Source organism: Microbulbifer maximicatervae (SeqCode) (assembly GCF_052467065.1).
Map to the genome: position 1 here is coordinate 3,556,903 of NZ_CP174299.1, position 16,957 is coordinate 3,573,859.

General features: G+C 51.7%; 13 protein-coding genes and 6 tRNA genes. 10 read left to right on the forward strand and 9 right to left on the reverse strand.

What is annotated here, in order from left to right; all coding sequences use genetic code 11:
• Window positions 1-211 precede the first annotated feature (211 nt).
• From ACJJI1_RS15795 to ACJJI1_RS15805, 3 genes are all read left to right on the forward strand, one after another.
• A complete protein-coding gene (locus ACJJI1_RS15795; protein WP_444957246.1) occupies window positions 212-2,347 on the forward strand; it encodes a TonB-dependent siderophore receptor in 2,136 nt (711 codons plus the stop codon).
• Between the two features lie 110 nt (window positions 2,348-2,457).
• Window positions 2,458-3,036: a hypothetical protein gene (locus tag ACJJI1_RS15800; RefSeq protein ID WP_444957247.1), complete on the forward strand. Its 579-nt coding sequence runs from the start codon at window positions 2,458-2,460 to the stop codon at window positions 3,034-3,036.
• 27 nt (window positions 3,037-3,063) lie between these two features.
• Window positions 3,064-4,572, forward strand: a complete 1,509-nt coding sequence (locus tag ACJJI1_RS15805) for a PepSY-associated TM helix domain-containing protein (RefSeq protein ID WP_444957248.1) — start codon at window positions 3,064-3,066, stop codon at window positions 4,570-4,572.
• Between the two features lie 70 nt (window positions 4,573-4,642).
• On the opposite strand, the gene ACJJI1_RS15810 is transcribed toward ACJJI1_RS15805, so the two are convergent.
• From ACJJI1_RS15810 to ACJJI1_RS15820, 3 genes are all read right to left on the reverse strand, one after another.
• The gene (locus ACJJI1_RS15810) at window positions 4,643-5,101 is read right to left on the reverse strand and encodes a GNAT family N-acetyltransferase (RefSeq protein ID WP_413665131.1); all 459 of its coding nucleotides are present in this window, start codon (window positions 5,099-5,101) and stop codon (window positions 4,643-4,645) included.
• An 84-nt stretch (window positions 5,102-5,185) separates the two neighbouring features.
• Window positions 5,186-5,902, reverse strand: coding sequence for an esterase/lipase family protein (locus ACJJI1_RS15815; RefSeq protein ID WP_444896671.1), 717 nt, complete (start codon window positions 5,900-5,902; stop codon window positions 5,186-5,188).
• Between the two features lie 59 nt (window positions 5,903-5,961).
• On the reverse strand, window positions 5,962-6,477 hold the full coding sequence (locus ACJJI1_RS15820; RefSeq protein WP_282933480.1) for a PH domain-containing protein: 516 nt from the start codon (window positions 6,475-6,477) through the stop codon (window positions 5,962-5,964).
• Window positions 6,478-6,578: 101 nt separating this feature from the next.
• On the opposite strand from ACJJI1_RS15820, the gene ACJJI1_RS15825 reads away from it, so the two are divergent.
• The 3 genes from ACJJI1_RS15825 (at window position 6,579) to ACJJI1_RS15835 (ending at window position 8,664) form a co-directional block, all read left to right on the forward strand.
• Window positions 6,579-7,469, forward strand: coding sequence for a patatin-like phospholipase family protein (locus ACJJI1_RS15825; protein ID WP_413665134.1), 891 nt, complete (start codon window positions 6,579-6,581; stop codon window positions 7,467-7,469).
• A gap of 63 nt (window positions 7,470-7,532) precedes the next feature.
• Window positions 7,533-8,042 carry a GNAT family N-acetyltransferase gene (locus ACJJI1_RS15830; protein WP_444894356.1) on the forward strand — a complete coding sequence of 170 codons (510 nt, stop codon included), beginning with the start codon at window positions 7,533-7,535 and terminating at the stop codon, window positions 8,040-8,042.
• 142 nt (window positions 8,043-8,184) lie between these two features.
• A complete protein-coding gene (locus ACJJI1_RS15835; RefSeq protein ID WP_444896673.1) occupies window positions 8,185-8,664 on the forward strand; it encodes a GFA family protein in 480 nt (159 codons plus the stop codon).
• 70 nt (window positions 8,665-8,734) lie between these two features.
• On the opposite strand, the gene ACJJI1_RS15840 is transcribed toward ACJJI1_RS15835, so the two are convergent.
• From ACJJI1_RS15840 to ACJJI1_RS15865, 6 genes are all read right to left on the reverse strand, one after another.
• Window positions 8,735-8,811 (reverse strand) — tRNA-Asp (locus ACJJI1_RS15840).
• A gap of 49 nt (window positions 8,812-8,860) precedes the next feature.
• Window positions 8,861-8,936 (reverse strand) — tRNA-Val (locus ACJJI1_RS15845).
• A gap of 321 nt (window positions 8,937-9,257) precedes the next feature.
• Window positions 9,258-9,334: transfer RNA gene (locus ACJJI1_RS15850), tRNA-Asp, on the reverse strand.
• Between the two features lie 48 nt (window positions 9,335-9,382).
• Window positions 9,383-9,458, reverse strand: a tRNA-Val gene (locus ACJJI1_RS15855).
• A 396-nt stretch (window positions 9,459-9,854) separates the two neighbouring features.
• Window positions 9,855-9,931, reverse strand: a tRNA-Asp gene (locus ACJJI1_RS15860).
• Between the two features lie 48 nt (window positions 9,932-9,979).
• Window positions 9,980-10,055: transfer RNA gene (locus ACJJI1_RS15865), tRNA-Val, on the reverse strand.
• A gap of 176 nt (window positions 10,056-10,231) precedes the next feature.
• Between ACJJI1_RS15865 and ACJJI1_RS15870 the strand changes: the two genes are divergently transcribed.
• From ACJJI1_RS15870 to zipA, 4 genes are all read left to right on the forward strand, one after another.
• Window positions 10,232-10,759, forward strand: coding sequence for a cytochrome c-type biogenesis protein (locus ACJJI1_RS15870; RefSeq protein ID WP_413665137.1), 528 nt, complete (start codon window positions 10,232-10,234; stop codon window positions 10,757-10,759).
• A complete protein-coding gene (gene ccmI / locus ACJJI1_RS15875; RefSeq protein WP_444957249.1) occupies window positions 10,756-11,985 on the forward strand; it encodes a c-type cytochrome biogenesis protein CcmI in 1,230 nt (409 codons plus the stop codon). Before ACJJI1_RS15870 ends, ccmI begins: the two co-directional genes overlap by 4 nt.
• A 304-nt stretch (window positions 11,986-12,289) precedes the next feature.
• Window positions 12,290-15,793, forward strand: a complete 3,504-nt coding sequence (gene smc / locus ACJJI1_RS15880; protein WP_444957250.1) for a chromosome segregation protein SMC — start codon at window positions 12,290-12,292, stop codon at window positions 15,791-15,793.
• A gap of 26 nt (window positions 15,794-15,819) precedes the next feature.
• Complete coding sequence (gene zipA, locus ACJJI1_RS15885; protein ID WP_444957251.1) at window positions 15,820-16,836, forward strand: cell division protein ZipA; 1,017 nt, start codon at window positions 15,820-15,822, stop codon at window positions 16,834-16,836.
• Window positions 16,837-16,957: the final 121 nt, after the last annotated feature.

A 16,957-nucleotide genomic window follows, 5' to 3' on the forward strand; every position in this document is an offset into this window, starting at 1 on the left:
TTCTGATGGTACGAAAGTGCAGCTTGAAGGCTGCAATGCTGTCCTTTAATGCCGTATTTCTTGTCCCTAATCATGTCATCGCTCTTTTTAGTAAAAAAATGTTCCAATAATGTTGTAGATGATAACGATTCCTATTAGGATTCGCGCCCAGTTACCTGGGTCACAGTTAGACTGTGATCCATCCAAATTCAGTTGGCGTTGAGGGATCTCCATGAGTACCGCTCGAGTTAAAAGTATGCAAAAAGCTTCTCCTGTAATTTCTGGAATCAGCCGCTCTTTATTGGCGCTGGCTATTGCTACGGGCGGTTCTTCTGTGGCGTTCGCTGCGGATAACACAGATGAGCGTATTGAAGAGGTTAATGTTACGGGACATCTGAACCTTTCCCGTCAGACCTCTGTGGGCAAGCTGGATGTTTCCGTACACGAAACCCCTTTTTCTGTGACTGTACTGGACAATGACTTTTTCAACGATATCGGCTCGAAAACGGTTCAAGATGTTCTGCAATATACGCCAGGGGTGAATGGCGGAACCTACGGCGTTGATGTCCGTGGTGATTGGTCTCTGGTGCGCGGTGTTGATCCTGCGATTTTTATTGATGGCCTTCAGTCTATATTCGGTAGCTACACAAGTGCCCGTGCTAATCTCTACGCCTATGACCGCATAGAAGTTCTCAAAGGTCCTTCCTCTGCACTTTATGGACAGGGTTCTACCGGCGGTATCGTAAACTTAGTATCCAAGCGCCCGCAGAGAGAGTTTGGTGGAGAAGTAGTGGTTCAAGCTGGTAGCTATGACCATCAGGCATTTGCTACGGACGTCACTGGCTCCATGGATAGTGATGGTGAGTGGCTTTACCGAGTTGTAGGTTATAAGCGATCTGCGGATACCCAAGTAGACTATGTCAATAATGACAGCACTTTGCTGATGCCATCTATCTCATGGCGTCCGAGTGAGAACACCGAGATTACTTTCCAGACTACTTACCAAGATGATGAGAGTGGTACCTCTACAGCATTCTTGCCCTGGGGTGGTACCCGTATTGATAACGCCAACGGTGATATCCCAACTGACACTTTCCTCAGTGAGCCAGGTTGGGATAAATATAATACAGAGCAGACCGCTTACAGCATTTGGGCTGATCATCGCTTTAGTGATAACTGGGGTGTAAATGCCAGCATCCGCTATGCCAAAGGTGAAGTAGACTACAACACCATGTATGGCAGCTTCGACTACTCTCGCCTCAACCCTAATATCACTGAGATGCAACGTGTTGCGTTTTCCAGTGAAGCCAGTACAGACATGTTGATTTTTGATTTACGCATGTCTGGTGAGTTAACTACAGGTATTGTCGATCACCAAGTTTCATTCGGCTTGGATAGCCAGGATGCTACTACGGATAATGATTATGGCTACGCTTATGGTGGTGTGATCAATATCTTCGAGCCGGAGTATGGGTATATTCCAGAAGACATAGTGATTGCGAATGGACCGGAGACAGATACCGAGCAGCTGGGTTTTTACTTCCAAGACCATATGACAATTGGAAACCTGATAGTAACTACTGGTGTTCGTAGGGACTCCACCGAGTCGCAAACTGAGGGTTCCCCGGTTACTGTGGATGATGATGCTACCACCATGCGCTTGGGTGTGATGTATGCATTTGATATGGGTATTTCTCCTTACATCAGCTACTCCGAATCCTTTGAGCCTGTAAGCGGTTCAGATCGCCACGGTGACTCCTTCAAGCCAATTGAGGGCGAGCAGGTAGAGGTTGGTGTGAAGTACCAGCCAGAGGGAACCAACTTGCTGGTTACCGCTGCAGCTTACGATATTGTGCAGAAAAACCGCCTTACTACAGACCCGGTTGATATTACTTTTGACACTCAAACCGGTGAAGTTTCAATTGATGGTGTTGAGCTAGAGGTAACTGGTAAATTAGGCAACCTTAGTTTGGTAGCTGGCTACAGCACCACCAACACCGAGATCACCGAGAGTAATGTTGCCGGTGAAGTCGGTATTGCGATTGAGGCCGTTCCAGAGGAGCTAGTGACTATTTGGGGCGACTATGACCTGAGCGCATTGCTTCCGGGGCTGAGTATTGGCATGGGCGCTCGTCATGTTGGCGAGAGCTACACCGGTGTTGAAGATCCCACGGGAACCTTCCCATCGTACAACCCGTCTTACACCTTATACGACGCATCGATCGGGTATACCTTGGATAGCTGGCACTTCCAGCTGACAGGAAAAAATTTGTCTGATGAAGTACATACTACAGCTTGCCTGAGTCGCGGTGACTGCTTCTACGGTGAGCGTCGTTACGTCACTGCAGAAGCACGGTACATTTTTTAAGTTAGTGTAGACTGGGAGCCTGTCCGCAGGGGGAGTCTGTGGGCGGGCTCCCTTTTTTACGTTTAAGCAACCAGACGAGAGGCGAGCCTCTCACTGTTATGGTTATGCCAATGTCTTTTTATATGATTGCAGGAGTCTCCAGTGCCTTTGCTTTGGCCGGGATTCTGCTCCTCTATTCCGCCTGGTCCCGCAGAGGGGCAGAGCCCGTGCGCCGCTGGAGTGGTTGGGGAGCCATGGTGTTGTCGGCTTTTGGGTGGAGCTCAATTGTTGGGGTGGAATATGGAATCAGTATTGCCACTTTAATAGTGATACTCGGAGCCTTTGCTTTATTGGCTCTTAAGGGTGACTGGCCCAGTGGCCCCAGGCCCGTTGAAAAACAGCGCTCGGGAACACCCGAATCTCAAGCCCTGCTTCCATTGTGGTTGCGGGGCTTCTTGCGTTTTATGGCTGCCTTTCTTTTGCCCGCAGCCAGTGGTTTGATCGCCGGTTTGCTTTTCTTTGGTTTTACCGGGTTTTCTGAAACTGTCCGCTTGGTCGGCGGAGCCTTCCTGTCGGTGATAATCTGGACCCTGGCGATGGTTTGGTGCTGTGCCGATAAAAAGCTTCTGCGCCCTTCGGCTGCCATGTTGGCTTTCTCGGTGGTCAGCGGCTTGTTACTGACCTTTGCGCTTCCCGCTTCGGCAGCATAGATCAACGGACTTGAGTAGGAATTTAACGTGAAATTTTCCTTTAAACCGACCCCTGGCTTTGTCCGTGATATGACCGATGGACACTCAGTTCTCGGCCTGGCGGTCTCCACTCTTTTATATATTGTTTGTGTCAGCGGAACACTGGCGGTTTTTTACAATGAGTTCGAACGCTGGGAGCAGGCCTCTGAGTTGGAGAACCTCAATGTTGAAGCCTCTGTGTATCGGACGGCTACAGAAAATGCTATTGCGTTAGCTAAGCAGGAAAAAGAGGATCTTGATTCAATTACCTTCACCATCCCCAATCAGGATAAGCCCAGATTGATGGTTGAAGTCGGCGATATGGAGCGATATGTCGCTGAAGATGGTTCCCTGCTGGGCAAGGTGGAGCATGAGTGGACCCACTTCCTGGCCTACCTGCACTACGCGCTCAACCTTCCTGTTGGTTATGGAGTCATCCTGGTTGGTTTGATCGGGATGGTGATGTCCGCTCTGATCGTCTCCGGTTTGCTGGCCCATCCCAAAATTATTAAAGACGCTTTCTCTTTCCGTCTTTCTGGCTCCAAGCGTCTTCAGCAAGTGGATTTGCACAATCGCCTGGGGGTTTGGGCCTCTCCCTTTCATCTTGCCATAGCCATTACCGGGGCTTTTATCGGGTTGTCCCAGGTAGCCGCTTTTGCAATTGCCGGCGTATTCTTTGAGGGTGATACGGAAAAGGTAGAGCACATGCTTTACGCGGATCATCCGGTGATGGAGGAAAACGCCCCTGAAGTTGATTATCCGGATTATGCTGCAATTCTGGCAACAATGGATCGTATCGCACCGGAAGAAGAGCGCACTCGTTTAGAAGTGGCATTTCCTGGACGTGAAGGCCAGGTTGTTGAGGTGTGGACCCGGGTTCCAGAGCGGTTGGTCTGGGGTGAGCGTTACCACTTTAATCCCGATGGCAGCCTGATTGAAAAAGAGGGTTGGTCTGAGGGAGACGCGGCTAAGCAAGTTTACCTTTCTACGTACCGTTTACACTTTGGCCACTTTTCCGGTTTCCCAGTGAAAGTTGCTTACTTCTTGCTGGGGGTGGGGATGTGTTTGCTGGTGGTATCCGGCATCAATATCTGGTTTGTTCGCAAGCGTCAGCGCGGCAATCCCGCCGTACGTTTGGAGCGAGTCTGGATGGCTCAGGTATGGGGTGTACCATTTGCGATTGCTCTGAGTGCGGTGACTTATCTGGCGTTTAAGCTAAATGCTGCGCAGGTGTTCTGGCTGGTGACCTTGGCGTTAAGCGTTGCGGCTGCCTTCATGGGGACAGTGGCCAAGTGGTCTATGTCTCTGCGTATTGCCACAATTATCGCCTGCGTCGGTGCAGTTGTAGTGCACGTTGCTCAGTTTGGTGAGGATTCCTTTGTGAGAGCATCACTGGTCGTAAATGTTGTGTGGTTGCTAATTGCTGCTGGAATCGCGGCCTCTTGCCTTTATAGCAGGGCGCGTCAGTCGGATAGTGAGCCTGTATCCGCCGGTGCCAATCCACTGGGTAGCAGCTAGATTTTTTGGGGTCCCGCAGTGCCTCTGCAGGGCCCCAAAACTTCCATCGGACCTATAAGATCCCTTTCAATTACTTGGCAGGGCGTAACATCTCGATATGCGGGATGCCGTCTTCCTGGTACGGCTCAGACACCTGCTCAAAACCAAACTCCCCGTAAAATCTATCCAAATGTTGTTGAGCTGAAATGCGAATACCAGTGTTGGGGTATTCTTCGCATGTGTGCATTACGGCTCGGCGAATCAGCTCCTTGCCCAGGCCTGTTCCGCGACTGGCTTCTGCGGTTAACACTCTTCCTATCGAGGGTTCCCGGTATTTAAGGCCTGGGAAAACAACTCTCAGGTAGGCCATAACCTGCGGGTTATTTTCGTCTCCCTCCCAGCAGATCAGGTGCCAGGAGTGTTGGTCTTTGCCATCGGCATCCTGATAGGGGCAGTCTTGTTCTACCGTAAAAACTTCCTGCCTTACTCGCAAAACTTCGTAAAGTTGACTGAGCGTAAGCTCTTTAAAGCTGCACCATTGCCACTGCATAAAGGTGAATTCCAAATTATTGTCACTAATTTTGTATTGTGATTGGAGTTAAAAGGTATAGATTATTTATAAGATCGATTAATTTTAATTGGATGCCTGATTGCCGGCTCTATGAAAGAATCCATGCTTGAGGTAATGGATAACTTGCGAGATAACTTTTTTATCTTTCATCATAAACACATGGGTCACTGGCATTTGCAGATGATCATTCATGCCATCCAGTTTTGTGCTGGATACGGAGACTTTACCATCATCGGTTTCTGGGATAAGGCGGGATAGAATCAGGTTGATGCTGCGAGTACCGGCAATAATACCTACATCAAAATCTGCACTACCGAGCTTGTTGGGGACGCTCATCTCGCCGGTACCCAGCTGTAGCCCAGCATCCCCAAACATAAACTTGAAGCCGGGGAATGTTCCCAGTTTATCAACTACTTCGCTGCCTTTATTGGGTGGGCCCAACATGACAACGCGATTCAGGTTTTTGATTTCAGCTGAATGTAGATATTGCCTTACCAGAATACCGCCCATGGAGTGAGTGACAAAATTGATTTCTTGCGCATTACCGCACTCCTCGACAGCAGGCGCTATGGCCATGCTGGCCAAAGCTTCAATGGAGTGCTTGGTCGAAGGGTAATCAATATTGACCGTTTGGAAACCCTCGGCATCTATGGCCTTTGCCAGTTTCTCCATTGAGCTATCTGATTTGGCTAATCCATGCAATAAAATCACACAAGCGGAGTGAGCACTTGCTGATAGCAGCGTAAATGCGGCGGCAATTATAAAAGCGAACTTTTTCATCGGTTTGAACTTCCTGTCGACTTCTTGTGCCTATTCGTGTGGCGTTGTTGTCGGAGCAATTAATTTGGGTTGGGTTGAAGTTGGCAGTGTTGGCGGAGAATGTCCGCTGCCCGCTCCGGTTTATCGGGAGTGATCACGATAGTTTGTGTAGCCAGACGCAGTACGACAGATTTTTGCTGATCGGTAGCAAATGCACGATAGCGCCCCAATTTTTGGTTTTGAAACAGGCCTATATAGCCAAATAAGCCGGAGTTGCCAAAGATGCGGACTGATCCTTGCATGGCGGTTGAGTCGGGGAATGCTTCAGATAGCCCCTCCAAGGAGATGGTGGTTTTCCAGCCCGGGCGCAATATCAAGAGGTTGCCATTTTTGATGGCGTAACCACGGATGGCAAAGAAGGCGCTGAGAGCCAGTATTGCAGGCGGAAGTGCTATGGCAATGCTATAGAGGGTAGATGGAGCAGCTGGTGCTCTCGATGCCAGAAAGAGCGGCAGTCCCAGTAGGAGTAATGTGCATATGGCACTGATAATTTGGAGCTGGCGGCTCCACGGCGCTTTAAACGCGATTGTTGGCATACTTGGTTTAACTCAACGGATTACCTGAATGCCCCAATCATAGTGCTATTGGAATCTGCTTGGCAAAGGTAGAGATGGTTTGGTTTTAACGGTTGCTCGCTATGGAAGACTGTATTTTGATTAACGAGAATTCCCAGTCAGCCCTTGTGGTTGAAGGGGGTGCTATGCGGGGGATTTTCGCTGCAGGCGTATTGGATGCATTTTTGGAGGCGGGCTATCGGCCATTTGATTTTGCGATCGGTGTATCCGCAGGCTCCACCAACTTGATTGGTTATCTGGCGGGAAATCATGGGCGAAGTCGGCAAATACTAATGGACCATGCCCGGCGGGCAGACTTCATCGACTGGCGCCGCTATCTCCGAGGCGGTCATTTTTGTGATATTGGCTGGTTGTGGCATGCGTCATATCAGGATATTCCGCTCAGTGTTGATAGTTATGTTGAGAATGGAATACCGCTTTATGCCGTGACTACCAGTATCAACACGGGGGAGGCTAGATACCTGAAAGTAACTCCAGAAAATATGCACGAGGTTTTCCCGGCCTCTTGTGCCATTCCGGTTGCTTACCGGGGGTTTCCTGAAGTGGATGGGGAGCCTATGACCGATGGCGGTCTGGCTGATTCGATACCGATTATTCAGGCCTATCAGCAGGGGGCCAGAAATATAACCGTTATTCTTTCGCGCCCTCTGGGGTATCGGAAAATTAAGGGGCCTGCTCCAAAATTTATCAAACAGTTTTTCCGTGATCATGCCCGGCTATTTGAGGCCGTGCTAGAGAGAGGGGAGAAATATAATCGGGCTCTGGAGTTTATCGAGGTGCCTCCAGAGGGGTGCCAGGTTTCGGTTATTGCGCCTCCAGACAATTTCCCGGTTAAGCGTTTTACCCAGGAAGCAGAGTTGCTCGAGGAAGGTTATGAGAGCGGCAGGACCCGGGGTTGGGAATTTCTTCGTGAGCTTCCCGGTCAGCGGGACTCTTTACCGTCAATTGAATAGTGGTGCCGGTATAAATGGGTTGATTGAGCTTAATCAGAATGTGAATGGTGAGGTAATCGGCTGGTGGAAATACGTTTGCTCGGAGTGACAGATGCGCCCGCCATATCTGCATTTTATTTATCTAATGAAGAGCACCTGAAGCGCTGGGAGCCCATTCGCGAGCCCGGTTTTCACAGTTCCGGGTCCTGGATTCGACGCATAAGCTCTGGAGGAATTTTAAAGTTTGCTGCATTAGAGTCCGGGTGTGATCAGTTACTGGGCGTTTGCTCCTTGACGAATATCATCCGAGGCCCATTTCAGGCCTGTAATATGGGATATGCAGTTGACCAGTCCCACGAGGGGCGGGGCTTAATGGGGAGCTTGTGTCGTCATGTCGTTGATTATGCTTTTGACACCTTAAATTTGAATAGGGTGATGGCTAACTACATGCCTGGTAACGATAGGTCGGCTGCTCTACTGGAGGCACTGGGCTTCGTTGTCGAGGGTCGGGCGGCAAAATACCTGAAGATCAATGGATGTTGGGAGGATCATATCCTCACGGCGAAGCTAAACCCCAGATCCTTGGATATTTAATGATGTTCGTTGAATGAGACGCCAAATGGCATTTACTTCACTGTGTGTCTATAGGAGTCTTGGGTAGGACTGAGATATTGTTGCTAACCTATTGCGATTTCATGGACGACTTCGAATAACAGTTTTGCGGAAGGAGAAAGGGATGAATGGGAAGTGCCTATGCGGTGGGGTTGAGTTCCAGCTGGAAGAGCCAATTCCAAACCTTTACCAATGCCATTGCTCGCTCTGCCGCAAATTGAGTGGTTCCGCCTCGGATACGGCCATGTTTATTAGCCGGGATCAGTTTCGCTGGGTGCGGGGCTTAGACAGAATCTCTTCATTCCGGACTCCTACGGGCTATCGATCTGACTTTTGCAGTGGATGCGGAAGTACAGTTCCGCACTTAATGAGTAATACAACGCACTTCTGGGTGCCTGCGGGATTGTTGGAGGGGGATATCGATGGGAAAGTCGTGGCCCATCTTTGCACAGAATCCAAAGCATCCTGGGATGAAATTTCTGGTGAAGCGGAGTGCTTTAACGAGATGCCGGAGCTGGAGCGATTGATGCATCTATTGCATGGCGGCGAAGAAGCAGTGGATGGGGAATGGGAGGAGAGCCAGGCGGCTTCAGCTGAAGTTTAAAAACCCAAACTCTTTTCTAATTGGCGCATACAAAAAAGCCCCGCTCTTGCGAGCAGGGCTTTTTTGTATATGGCGGACCGGACGGGACTCGAACCCGCGACCTCCGGCGTGACAGGCCGGCATTCTAACCAACTGAACTACCGGTCCGCATTCCTGCTTCTCTTTGGTTGCTCTTGCCGGGCAAGAGTAAGAGAAGTGGTGGGTGGTACAGGGGTCGAACCTGTGACCTACGGCTTGTAAGGCCGTCGCTCTCCCAACTGAGCTAACCACCCCGTGTCAGGAGCTGCGTATCATAATGATTTTTTTACTTAGGTCAACAACTTAGGGAAGTTTTTCTAAAAAAGTTTGCGCCTGGCTTTAAGTGTGAGAAGCGGGGGTGTATTTGAAGAAATTGCTGCTCGTCTATTGGCAATATTTGTTAATAAAACAGGGTGCTACTTTCATTACCCCGATTTTCTATTAATTTTGTTAGTCGGTCTGCACAGTTTGTGGTGGGGAGTGGGGAGTGGGGAGGTGGTTATGTGTTGAAAAGTGGTTTTGAATTTTTCATATGCAAAAAAGCCCCGCTCTTGCGAGCAGGGCTTTTTTGTATATGGCGGACCGGACGGGACTCGAACCCGCGACCTCCGGCGTGACAGGCCGGCATTCTAACCAACTGAACTACCGGTCCGCATTCCTGCTTCTCTTGGTTGCTCTTGCCGGGCAAGAGTAAGAGAAGTGGTGGGTGGTACAGGGGTCGAACCTGTGACCTACGGCTTGTAAGGCCGTCGCTCTCCCAACTGAGCTAACCACCCCGTGTCAGGAGCTGCGTATCTTAATGATATTTTTTTTGCGGTCAACAATTTTGTTGGGAGATTTTTAAAAATTTTTTTAAGAATAAAAAACATCCAAAAATTGTTTAAAAATTAATTAATTAGAGAGTTTTTTGAGGATTTTTTAAGCTGTTTTTATCGATCAAAATCAGCTGCGTAGAAATTCAGAAAATAAAAATTCAGGCTAGAGAAAATTGTTGCAGAAAAATTTTGCCGGCACTGGGCTCGCACTATTTTTTTACGCTGAGATTTGGTTATTTTTTTGTGGCTCTTTCAAATTTCCAGCGTAAGCAACTGAAAATAAAATGTGAGAAAAATGAAAAGATATGAGGCACAAACAAAAAAGCCCCGCTCTTGCGAGCGGGGCTTTTTTGTATATGGCGGACCGGACGGGACTCGAACCCGCGACCTCCGGCGTGACAGGCCGGCATTCTAACCAACTGAACTACCGGTCCGCATTCCTGCTTCTCTTGGTTGCTCTTGCCGGGCAAGAGTAAGAGAAGTGGTGGGTGGTACAGGGGTCGAACCTGTGACCTACGGCTTGTAAGGCCGTCGCTCTCCCAACTGAGCTAACCACCCCGTGTCAGGAGCTGCGTATCTTAATGATATTCTTCGTGGCGTCAACGCCTTTTTTGAATTTTTTTTTGTCTTTCAATGAGTTAACGCGCTTTTGTGTGAATTCGTGGGCGTGTCCGCCGGGGGGGGACACTGTTATAATCGCCCCAATTCCCGTTAGTTAGAGCGTGAGAAAAGCTGTGACACAGAAGACCTGGCTGGCCCAACTTGTACTGGCATTCGGTATGTTTTGTCTGTCTATCGCTGCACATGCGGTAGTGGAGACACAAAAATTGTCCTCTCCCGAGCTGGATGCAAGGTATCGCGTGCTTATTGAAGAGATGCGATGCCCCAAGTGTCAAAACCAGAATTTGGCAGACTCCGATGCTTCTATTTCCTCGGACTTGCGCCGTGAAATCCGCCGTTTGCTGGAGGAGGGATTTACGGACCAGGAAATCGTTGACTACATGGTGGCCCGCTATGGGGATTTTGTGCTCTACCGCCCACCTGTTCAGAAAAATACCTTGATCCTGTGGTTGGCTCCTGGAGTCTTTGCCGTTTTCGGGCTTCTGGCCTTGATTGTGATCGTGATGCGCTCAAAAAGTGGTACCGGGGCTCGCCAGGATGACGGCAGTGGGGAACTCACAGATGATGAGCGGCGTCGATTAAAGCAGTTGTTGGGAGAAGGAGCTGTAGATGAAGGTGATAGCGGGAAGGAAGGTAAATGATTGATATCTGGTTTGGTGTAGCCCTACTGCTACTGTTGGTAGCTTTTGTATTTCTGATTCCTGCTTTGAGAGCTGCAGGCAGACGTCGCAGCGGTAGTAGCAAGCGAGAGGCTATGGCAGCGCTCTACCGGGAGCGCAGTAAAGAACTTCGCGCTGCGGTGCAGAGCGGTGCGATGGATGAAAAGCAGTTTGCCCAGCTGGAGGCAGATCTCGCGCGGGAACTGCTGGCGGCTCAGCAGGAGAGTCAATCTGGTGAAGCCAGGCAGGGTGGCGGCCGATTGCTAATCGGGCTGGCGGTTTTGGTGCCTGCAATTGCAGCGGCTGCCTACGGGTTTTCCGACCGACCGTCCGAAGTAGCTTTGTATCGCGATATGGTGGCGAGCCAAGGTGGGCACACCTCTTCGGAAGAAGAGGCAAAAATTACCCGCCAGTTGCAGGAGCGGGCTAAAACTCACCCAGATGATCTTAGCAGTCGCTATATATTGGCGCAGCGGCTACTGGTGAGTGGCGATTTGGCCGGGGCGGTAGATTCCTATCGCTATGTTGTAGCCCGCGAGCCCCAGGCGGCAAATGTTAAAGCTGAGCTGGCACAAGCGCTGTTTTTTGCCGGCGGTTCCAAGATTACCGATGAGATCCGCTCCTTGATTGAGCAGGTGTTACAGGTGCAGCCATCCAATGGCACTGTGCTGGGCCTGGCGGGTATTGCCGCTTTTGAAAATGGAGAATACCGCAAGGCTCGCCAACACTGGCAGCTAGCGCTTAGCCAGCTTCCCCCAGGATCTGCAGCAGCAGAGGCGCTTCAGGCTGGTGTTGCCAGGGCTGAAAGCGCTTTGGCAGACAGCGGTGAAGTTGTAGCGGTGCAGGCTAAGGTAGAAACGAAAGAGAAAGGCCCGCAGATTCGAGTTCAGGTCAGTTTGGGGGAGGGGGTTGAAGCTCCAGAATCTACCCCGGTATTTATCTATGCACGCAGTGCTGCGAGCCCGATGCCTCTGGCTATCGTGCGCCTCACGGCTGGGCAGTTACCGGCAGAGGTTGTGCTGGATGAGTCCCGAGCAATGATGCCTGGAAGCTCCATCGCCACTGTCGACTCTGTGCAGTTGGTGGCGCGACTGGCCATTAAGGGGGATGCGCGTCCGGCTCCAGGGGATTGGCAGGGAATGATTAGTGAATTACCTAAATCCCGCTGGAGTGAAACTCAGTCAATAGTCATCGATAGTCAGCTGTAACTGGCTGTGACTGTCGAAAATGAGGTCACAGTGTAAGCTGTGGCCTCATTTTTATTTGCGGCCGAATGGCATTCTTGCGTCTAATTGGCCTCAAGCTCACATTGCCCCGATATTTATGAGTTCTATTGGGGTAAGTTGGCATTTGGTAGCGATTGTCATGTTTGACTTGACCGCTGCTTGGTCGGATTGATAATCCCGACTGAACATTACTGTGAAGAATAGCGCTGAATGCTCTGGCGACACCAAGTAAGATTGAAGGTTTGGTGTCCCGCCCGGCAGAGAAAAATATCGAGTTTATAAATACATGCGTCTGAAGTGCATCAAGCTAGCGGGCTTCAAGTCTTTTGTTGACCCTACCACTGTCTATTTTCCGACAAACCTCAACTCGGTGGTGGGTCCCAATGGCTGTGGTAAATCCAACACCATCGATGCGGTGCGCTGGGTAATGGGGGAATCCTCCGCAAAGAACCTGCGCGGCGATTCGATGACGGACGTTATCTTCAACGGCTCCAGTGGCCGCAAGCCCGTGGGGCAGGCCTCGATTGAGTTGGTATTTGATAACTCTGAGGGCAAGCTTTCTGGAGCCTATGCCTCTTTCTCGGAGATTTCCGTCAAGCGCAAGGTAACCCGGGAAGCACAGAACACCTATTACCTGAATGGCGAGAAGTGCCGCCGCCGCGATGTAACCGATCTCTTCTTGGGTACCGGCTTGGGCCCGCGCAGCTACGCCATTATTGAGCAGGGCATGATCTCCAAGTTGATCGAAGCCAAGCCCGAAGAGCTGCGCGTCTATATCGAAGAGGCCGCCGGTATCTCCAAATACAAGGAGCGCCGCCGGGACACCGAAAACCGGATGAGGCGGACCTCTGAAAACCTTGAGCGCCTCACGGATATCCGCGATGAGCTGGATCGCCAGTTGTCCCGACTGGAGCGACAGTCCGCAGCAGCGGAAAAATACAGCCGATTTAAAGAGGAAGAGCGCAGCCACAAGGCCAATCTTCAGGCGCTCAAATACCGCGAACTGGATGACCAATCCAAGGCCAAGCAGCAACAAATAGGTGAGCTTGAACTCACCGTTGAAGAGCTGGTTACCCGCCAGGTCACCTGTGACACAGGCATTGAGCAAAAGCGCGTGGGGTACCACGAGCTGTCTGACAGCTTTAACGAAGTCCAGGGGCGCTTCTACGCCGTCGGTGGAGATATCGCCCGCTTGGAGCAGAGCATTGCCCACGCTCGTGAGCGCTCTACTCGCCTGCATTCCGATTTGGCGCAAACCGAACAAGAATATCGCGAGGCGGAGACCAACCTCGAAGTGGATCGCGAAAAAGCGGCCCAGTTTGAGGAGGAGCTTGAGATTATTCTGCCGGACCTGGAGATGGTCTTGGCAGCAGAAGAGGAATCTGCTGCGGCACTGCTCGAATCTGAAGAACAGATGCGCAATTGGCAGAACGAGTGGGACCAGTTTAACCAGGGTGCCTCTGGCTCCCGTCAGAAAGCTGAGGTGCAACAATCCCGCATCCAGCATTTGGAAACTTCTGGTCAGCGGCTGCTGGAGCGGGTCAACAAACTATTGGCGGAGCAGTCTGGCCTCCAGGTCTCCGACGACGATGAAGAGACGCTGCAGCTGAACGAGCAGATGGCCGAGCTGGAAATGCAGGCTGAAGAGCGCCGCGAGGAAGCGGCAGAGCGTCGCGAGTCTCTGGATAGTCTCCGTGTGCAGGAGCGGGAGCTGGCTACCGAACTCGATCAGTTACGCTTGCAGCTGCAAACCGGGCGAGGCCGTCAGGCGTCTCTGGAAGCCTTGCAGCAAGCTGCTTTAGGGCAGGGCAAGGCAGTTGAGAATTGGCTGCAGCAGCAAGCCCTGGCTGACAAGCCCCGGCTCGCCGACCAGATTAAAGCCCAGCCCGGCTGGGAAACCGCAGTTGAAACTATCCTCGGCCCCCAATTGCAGGCGGTATGTGTTGAGCAGCTCGAGTCCGTGGCTGAAGGATTGGCGGCACTGGAAAGCGGTCAAGCGGTTCTGATCGATAACAGTGCTGTAAATAGCAGTGCGAAGGGAGTACTTCCTTCACTGCAGGATATGGTTCAGGGGTCGGCCTCTCTCTCCGGCATCTTGGCGGGAATTTATACCGCAGAGGATTTGACAGAGGCGCTGTCCAGGCGCGCGAGTTTGCAAGCTCATGAGTCTATCGTGACTCGCGATGGGCTCTGGCTCGGCCCCAACTGGTTGCGAGTGAATCGCGCCAGTGATGCAGAGGCCGGGGTCCTGGCGCGCAAGCAGGATCTTGAAACCCTGGGGCAGGAGTTGGCTCTGTGTGAGGAGCAGATAGAGAGTATTGCCGAGCGACGCGAGTCCCTGCGCACGCAAACGGTCGATCTCGAGCGCTCCATCGAACAAGCTCGCAATGAGTCCGACCAGCTCGGGCGTCGCGAGGCAGAGCTGCGCAGCCAGTTGTCCGCCCGACGGGCGCGTGCGGAGCAGATGAATGAGCGCCGTATCCGAATTGAGCAGGAAATCGATGAGGTGCGTGAGCAGCAGGAGCTGGAAGGGGAGTCCCTGTCGGAAGCTCGTCTAATGCTGCAGGAAGCTGTCGAAGCGATGAGCGATGATACCGATCGTCGCGAAACGCTAATGGCACGCCGGGAGGAATTGCGCGAAGCTTTGGATGCCGTGCGCCAGCGCGCGCGGGAGGACAAGGATCGCGCCCATGAACTGGCTATGCGCGAGCAGTCAGTGCGCACCCAGATGGTGTCTCTCGAGCGCACTTTGCAGGTGATGAGCGAGCAGCTGGAAAGGTTGCGCAGTCGTCGTCAGCAATTGCAGGAGCAAATGGAGGAGACCCAGGACCCCTCCCAGGATTTTCAGGCTGAGTTGGAAGAAAAACTCGGCGAGCGCATTGAGGTGGAAACGGAACTCGCCGATGCGCGCAAAAAGCTGGAAGAAGTGGAGACTGGCCTGCGTGAGCAGGAACAGGAGCGCCATAAAGTGGAGGCGGCTCTTCAGGGGGTGCGCGCGCAGCTTGAGCAGGAGCGTCTCGCTGCGCAGACATTGGAAGTGCAACGAAACGGATTGGTAGAGCAGCTGCGCGAGAGCGAGCACGATATCGATCAGCTGCTCGAGCAGTTACCTGGCGATCTTACGATTAAGCAGGTACAGGAAGATTTGGAATTGGTAGCCGCGCGTATCTCGCGTCTCGGGCCGATTAACCTCGCCGCTATCGATGAATACAAGCAGGAGTCTGAGCGCAAGAACTACCTGGATCGCCAGCATGGGGATCTGATGGAAGCGCTGGAGACCCTGGAAAATGCAATTAAGAAAATCGACAAGGAAACGAGAACCCGCTTCAAGGAAACTTTTGATCAGGTAAATGCGGGCCTGCAGGAACTCTTCCCGAAAGTTTTCGGTGGTGGTAATGCCTATCTGGAACTTACCGGTGAAGATCTGCTCGATACTGGTATCGCGATCATGGCCCGCCCGCCGGGCAAGCGCAACAGCACAATCCATCTGCTCTCGGGTGGAGAAAAAGCGCTGACGGCGATCGCTTTGGTATTCTCGATTTTCCGTCTGAATCCAGCACCTTTCTGTATGTTGGATGAGGTGGATGCTCCCCTTGACGATGCTAACGTTGGTCGTTACGCACGAATGGTTAAAGAAATGTCAGAACACGTTCAGTTCATCTATATTACCCACAACAAGATCGCAATGGAGATGGCGGATCAGTTGCTGGGGGTTACCATGCACGAGCCGGGTGTATCCCGACTGGTGTCGGTGAATGTGGAAGAAGCAGCCGAGCTGGCTTCTGCATAAGGGCGTAAAGGGAGAGGCGCTAAAAAATGGATAACTGGCTGGTTACAATCCTGGTTGTCGTTCTGCTGGTCGTTGTGGTCGATGGCATACGCCGGGCGATCTTGCGGCAGCGCGCGGCAGTTAAGGTCTCCCGCAATCTGTCGCGGGCCATGCAATCTGAAGTAAAAAATGAAGCTGACCCGGTCTCAGAGAAGGCTGAAGAAGAGCCCCCGGTCCGCAAACCTCCAGAGACGCGGGAGCCCAAGCCCGCAAACAGCGAATTGCCCGGGCAGGCTCGCGTTGTTCAGCGCCGTCCGCTAGAGGATGCGCTACATGTGAATCGCCAGGTACAGGAGAGCTTTATTTCCTCGCGCAAACCGCTCGCTGGCAGCAATCCCCAGAGGAGTCCGGAAGAGCAGGGTATCCTCGATTTGGAAGAGCAAGTCCCCACCCTGATGGAGTCGGTCGGTGAAGAGCAGCGCTATGAGCCTGCATTAGATGAGGCTGAAAGCCTAACTGCGATGGATAGTGCTCACAGTCCTGAGCATGAAGCGGTGCATGAGGATTCTCAACCCGAGCGATCTTCTCAGTCTCCAAGCTCTGGCAGTGTTGGTGAAGGTGCTCCCACCCGTGAGGTGCTGGTGATTAATGTAATGGCGCCAGAAGGGGATTACTTCGAGGGTAATGATTTACTTCGGGTAATGGTTGCCTGTGGCATGCGCTTTGGTGAAATGAATATTTTTCACTACCATGAGCACGGCGGTGCTGATGGGGCCATTATCTTTAGTCTCGCCAATATTGTTGTGCCCGGCGTTTTCGACCTGGCCCAGATGGAAGAATTTGCCACGCCGGGTGTCAGCTTGTTCCTGACACTACCTGTGGAAGGCGAGGCGATTAAAGCTTTCGATCAACTGCTTTCCACCTCATACAAAATTGCCGAGCTGCTCGGTGGCGAATTGAAGGATGAGAATCGCAGTGTATTTACCGCGCAAACGGCGGAGCATTATCGTCAGCGGGTTGTGGAGTACCAGCGCCGCAGGACTTTAGCGATGGCGCAAAGCTAACTCGCAATCTCTAAATAATTGTTGCCATTTTTAATGCGGCCCGGGATGCCGGCTGATTTTCATTTTGGAAATTAGCCGTAAGCTCGGGCCGTATTTGCATGTAAAATCGAAATAATTTTCT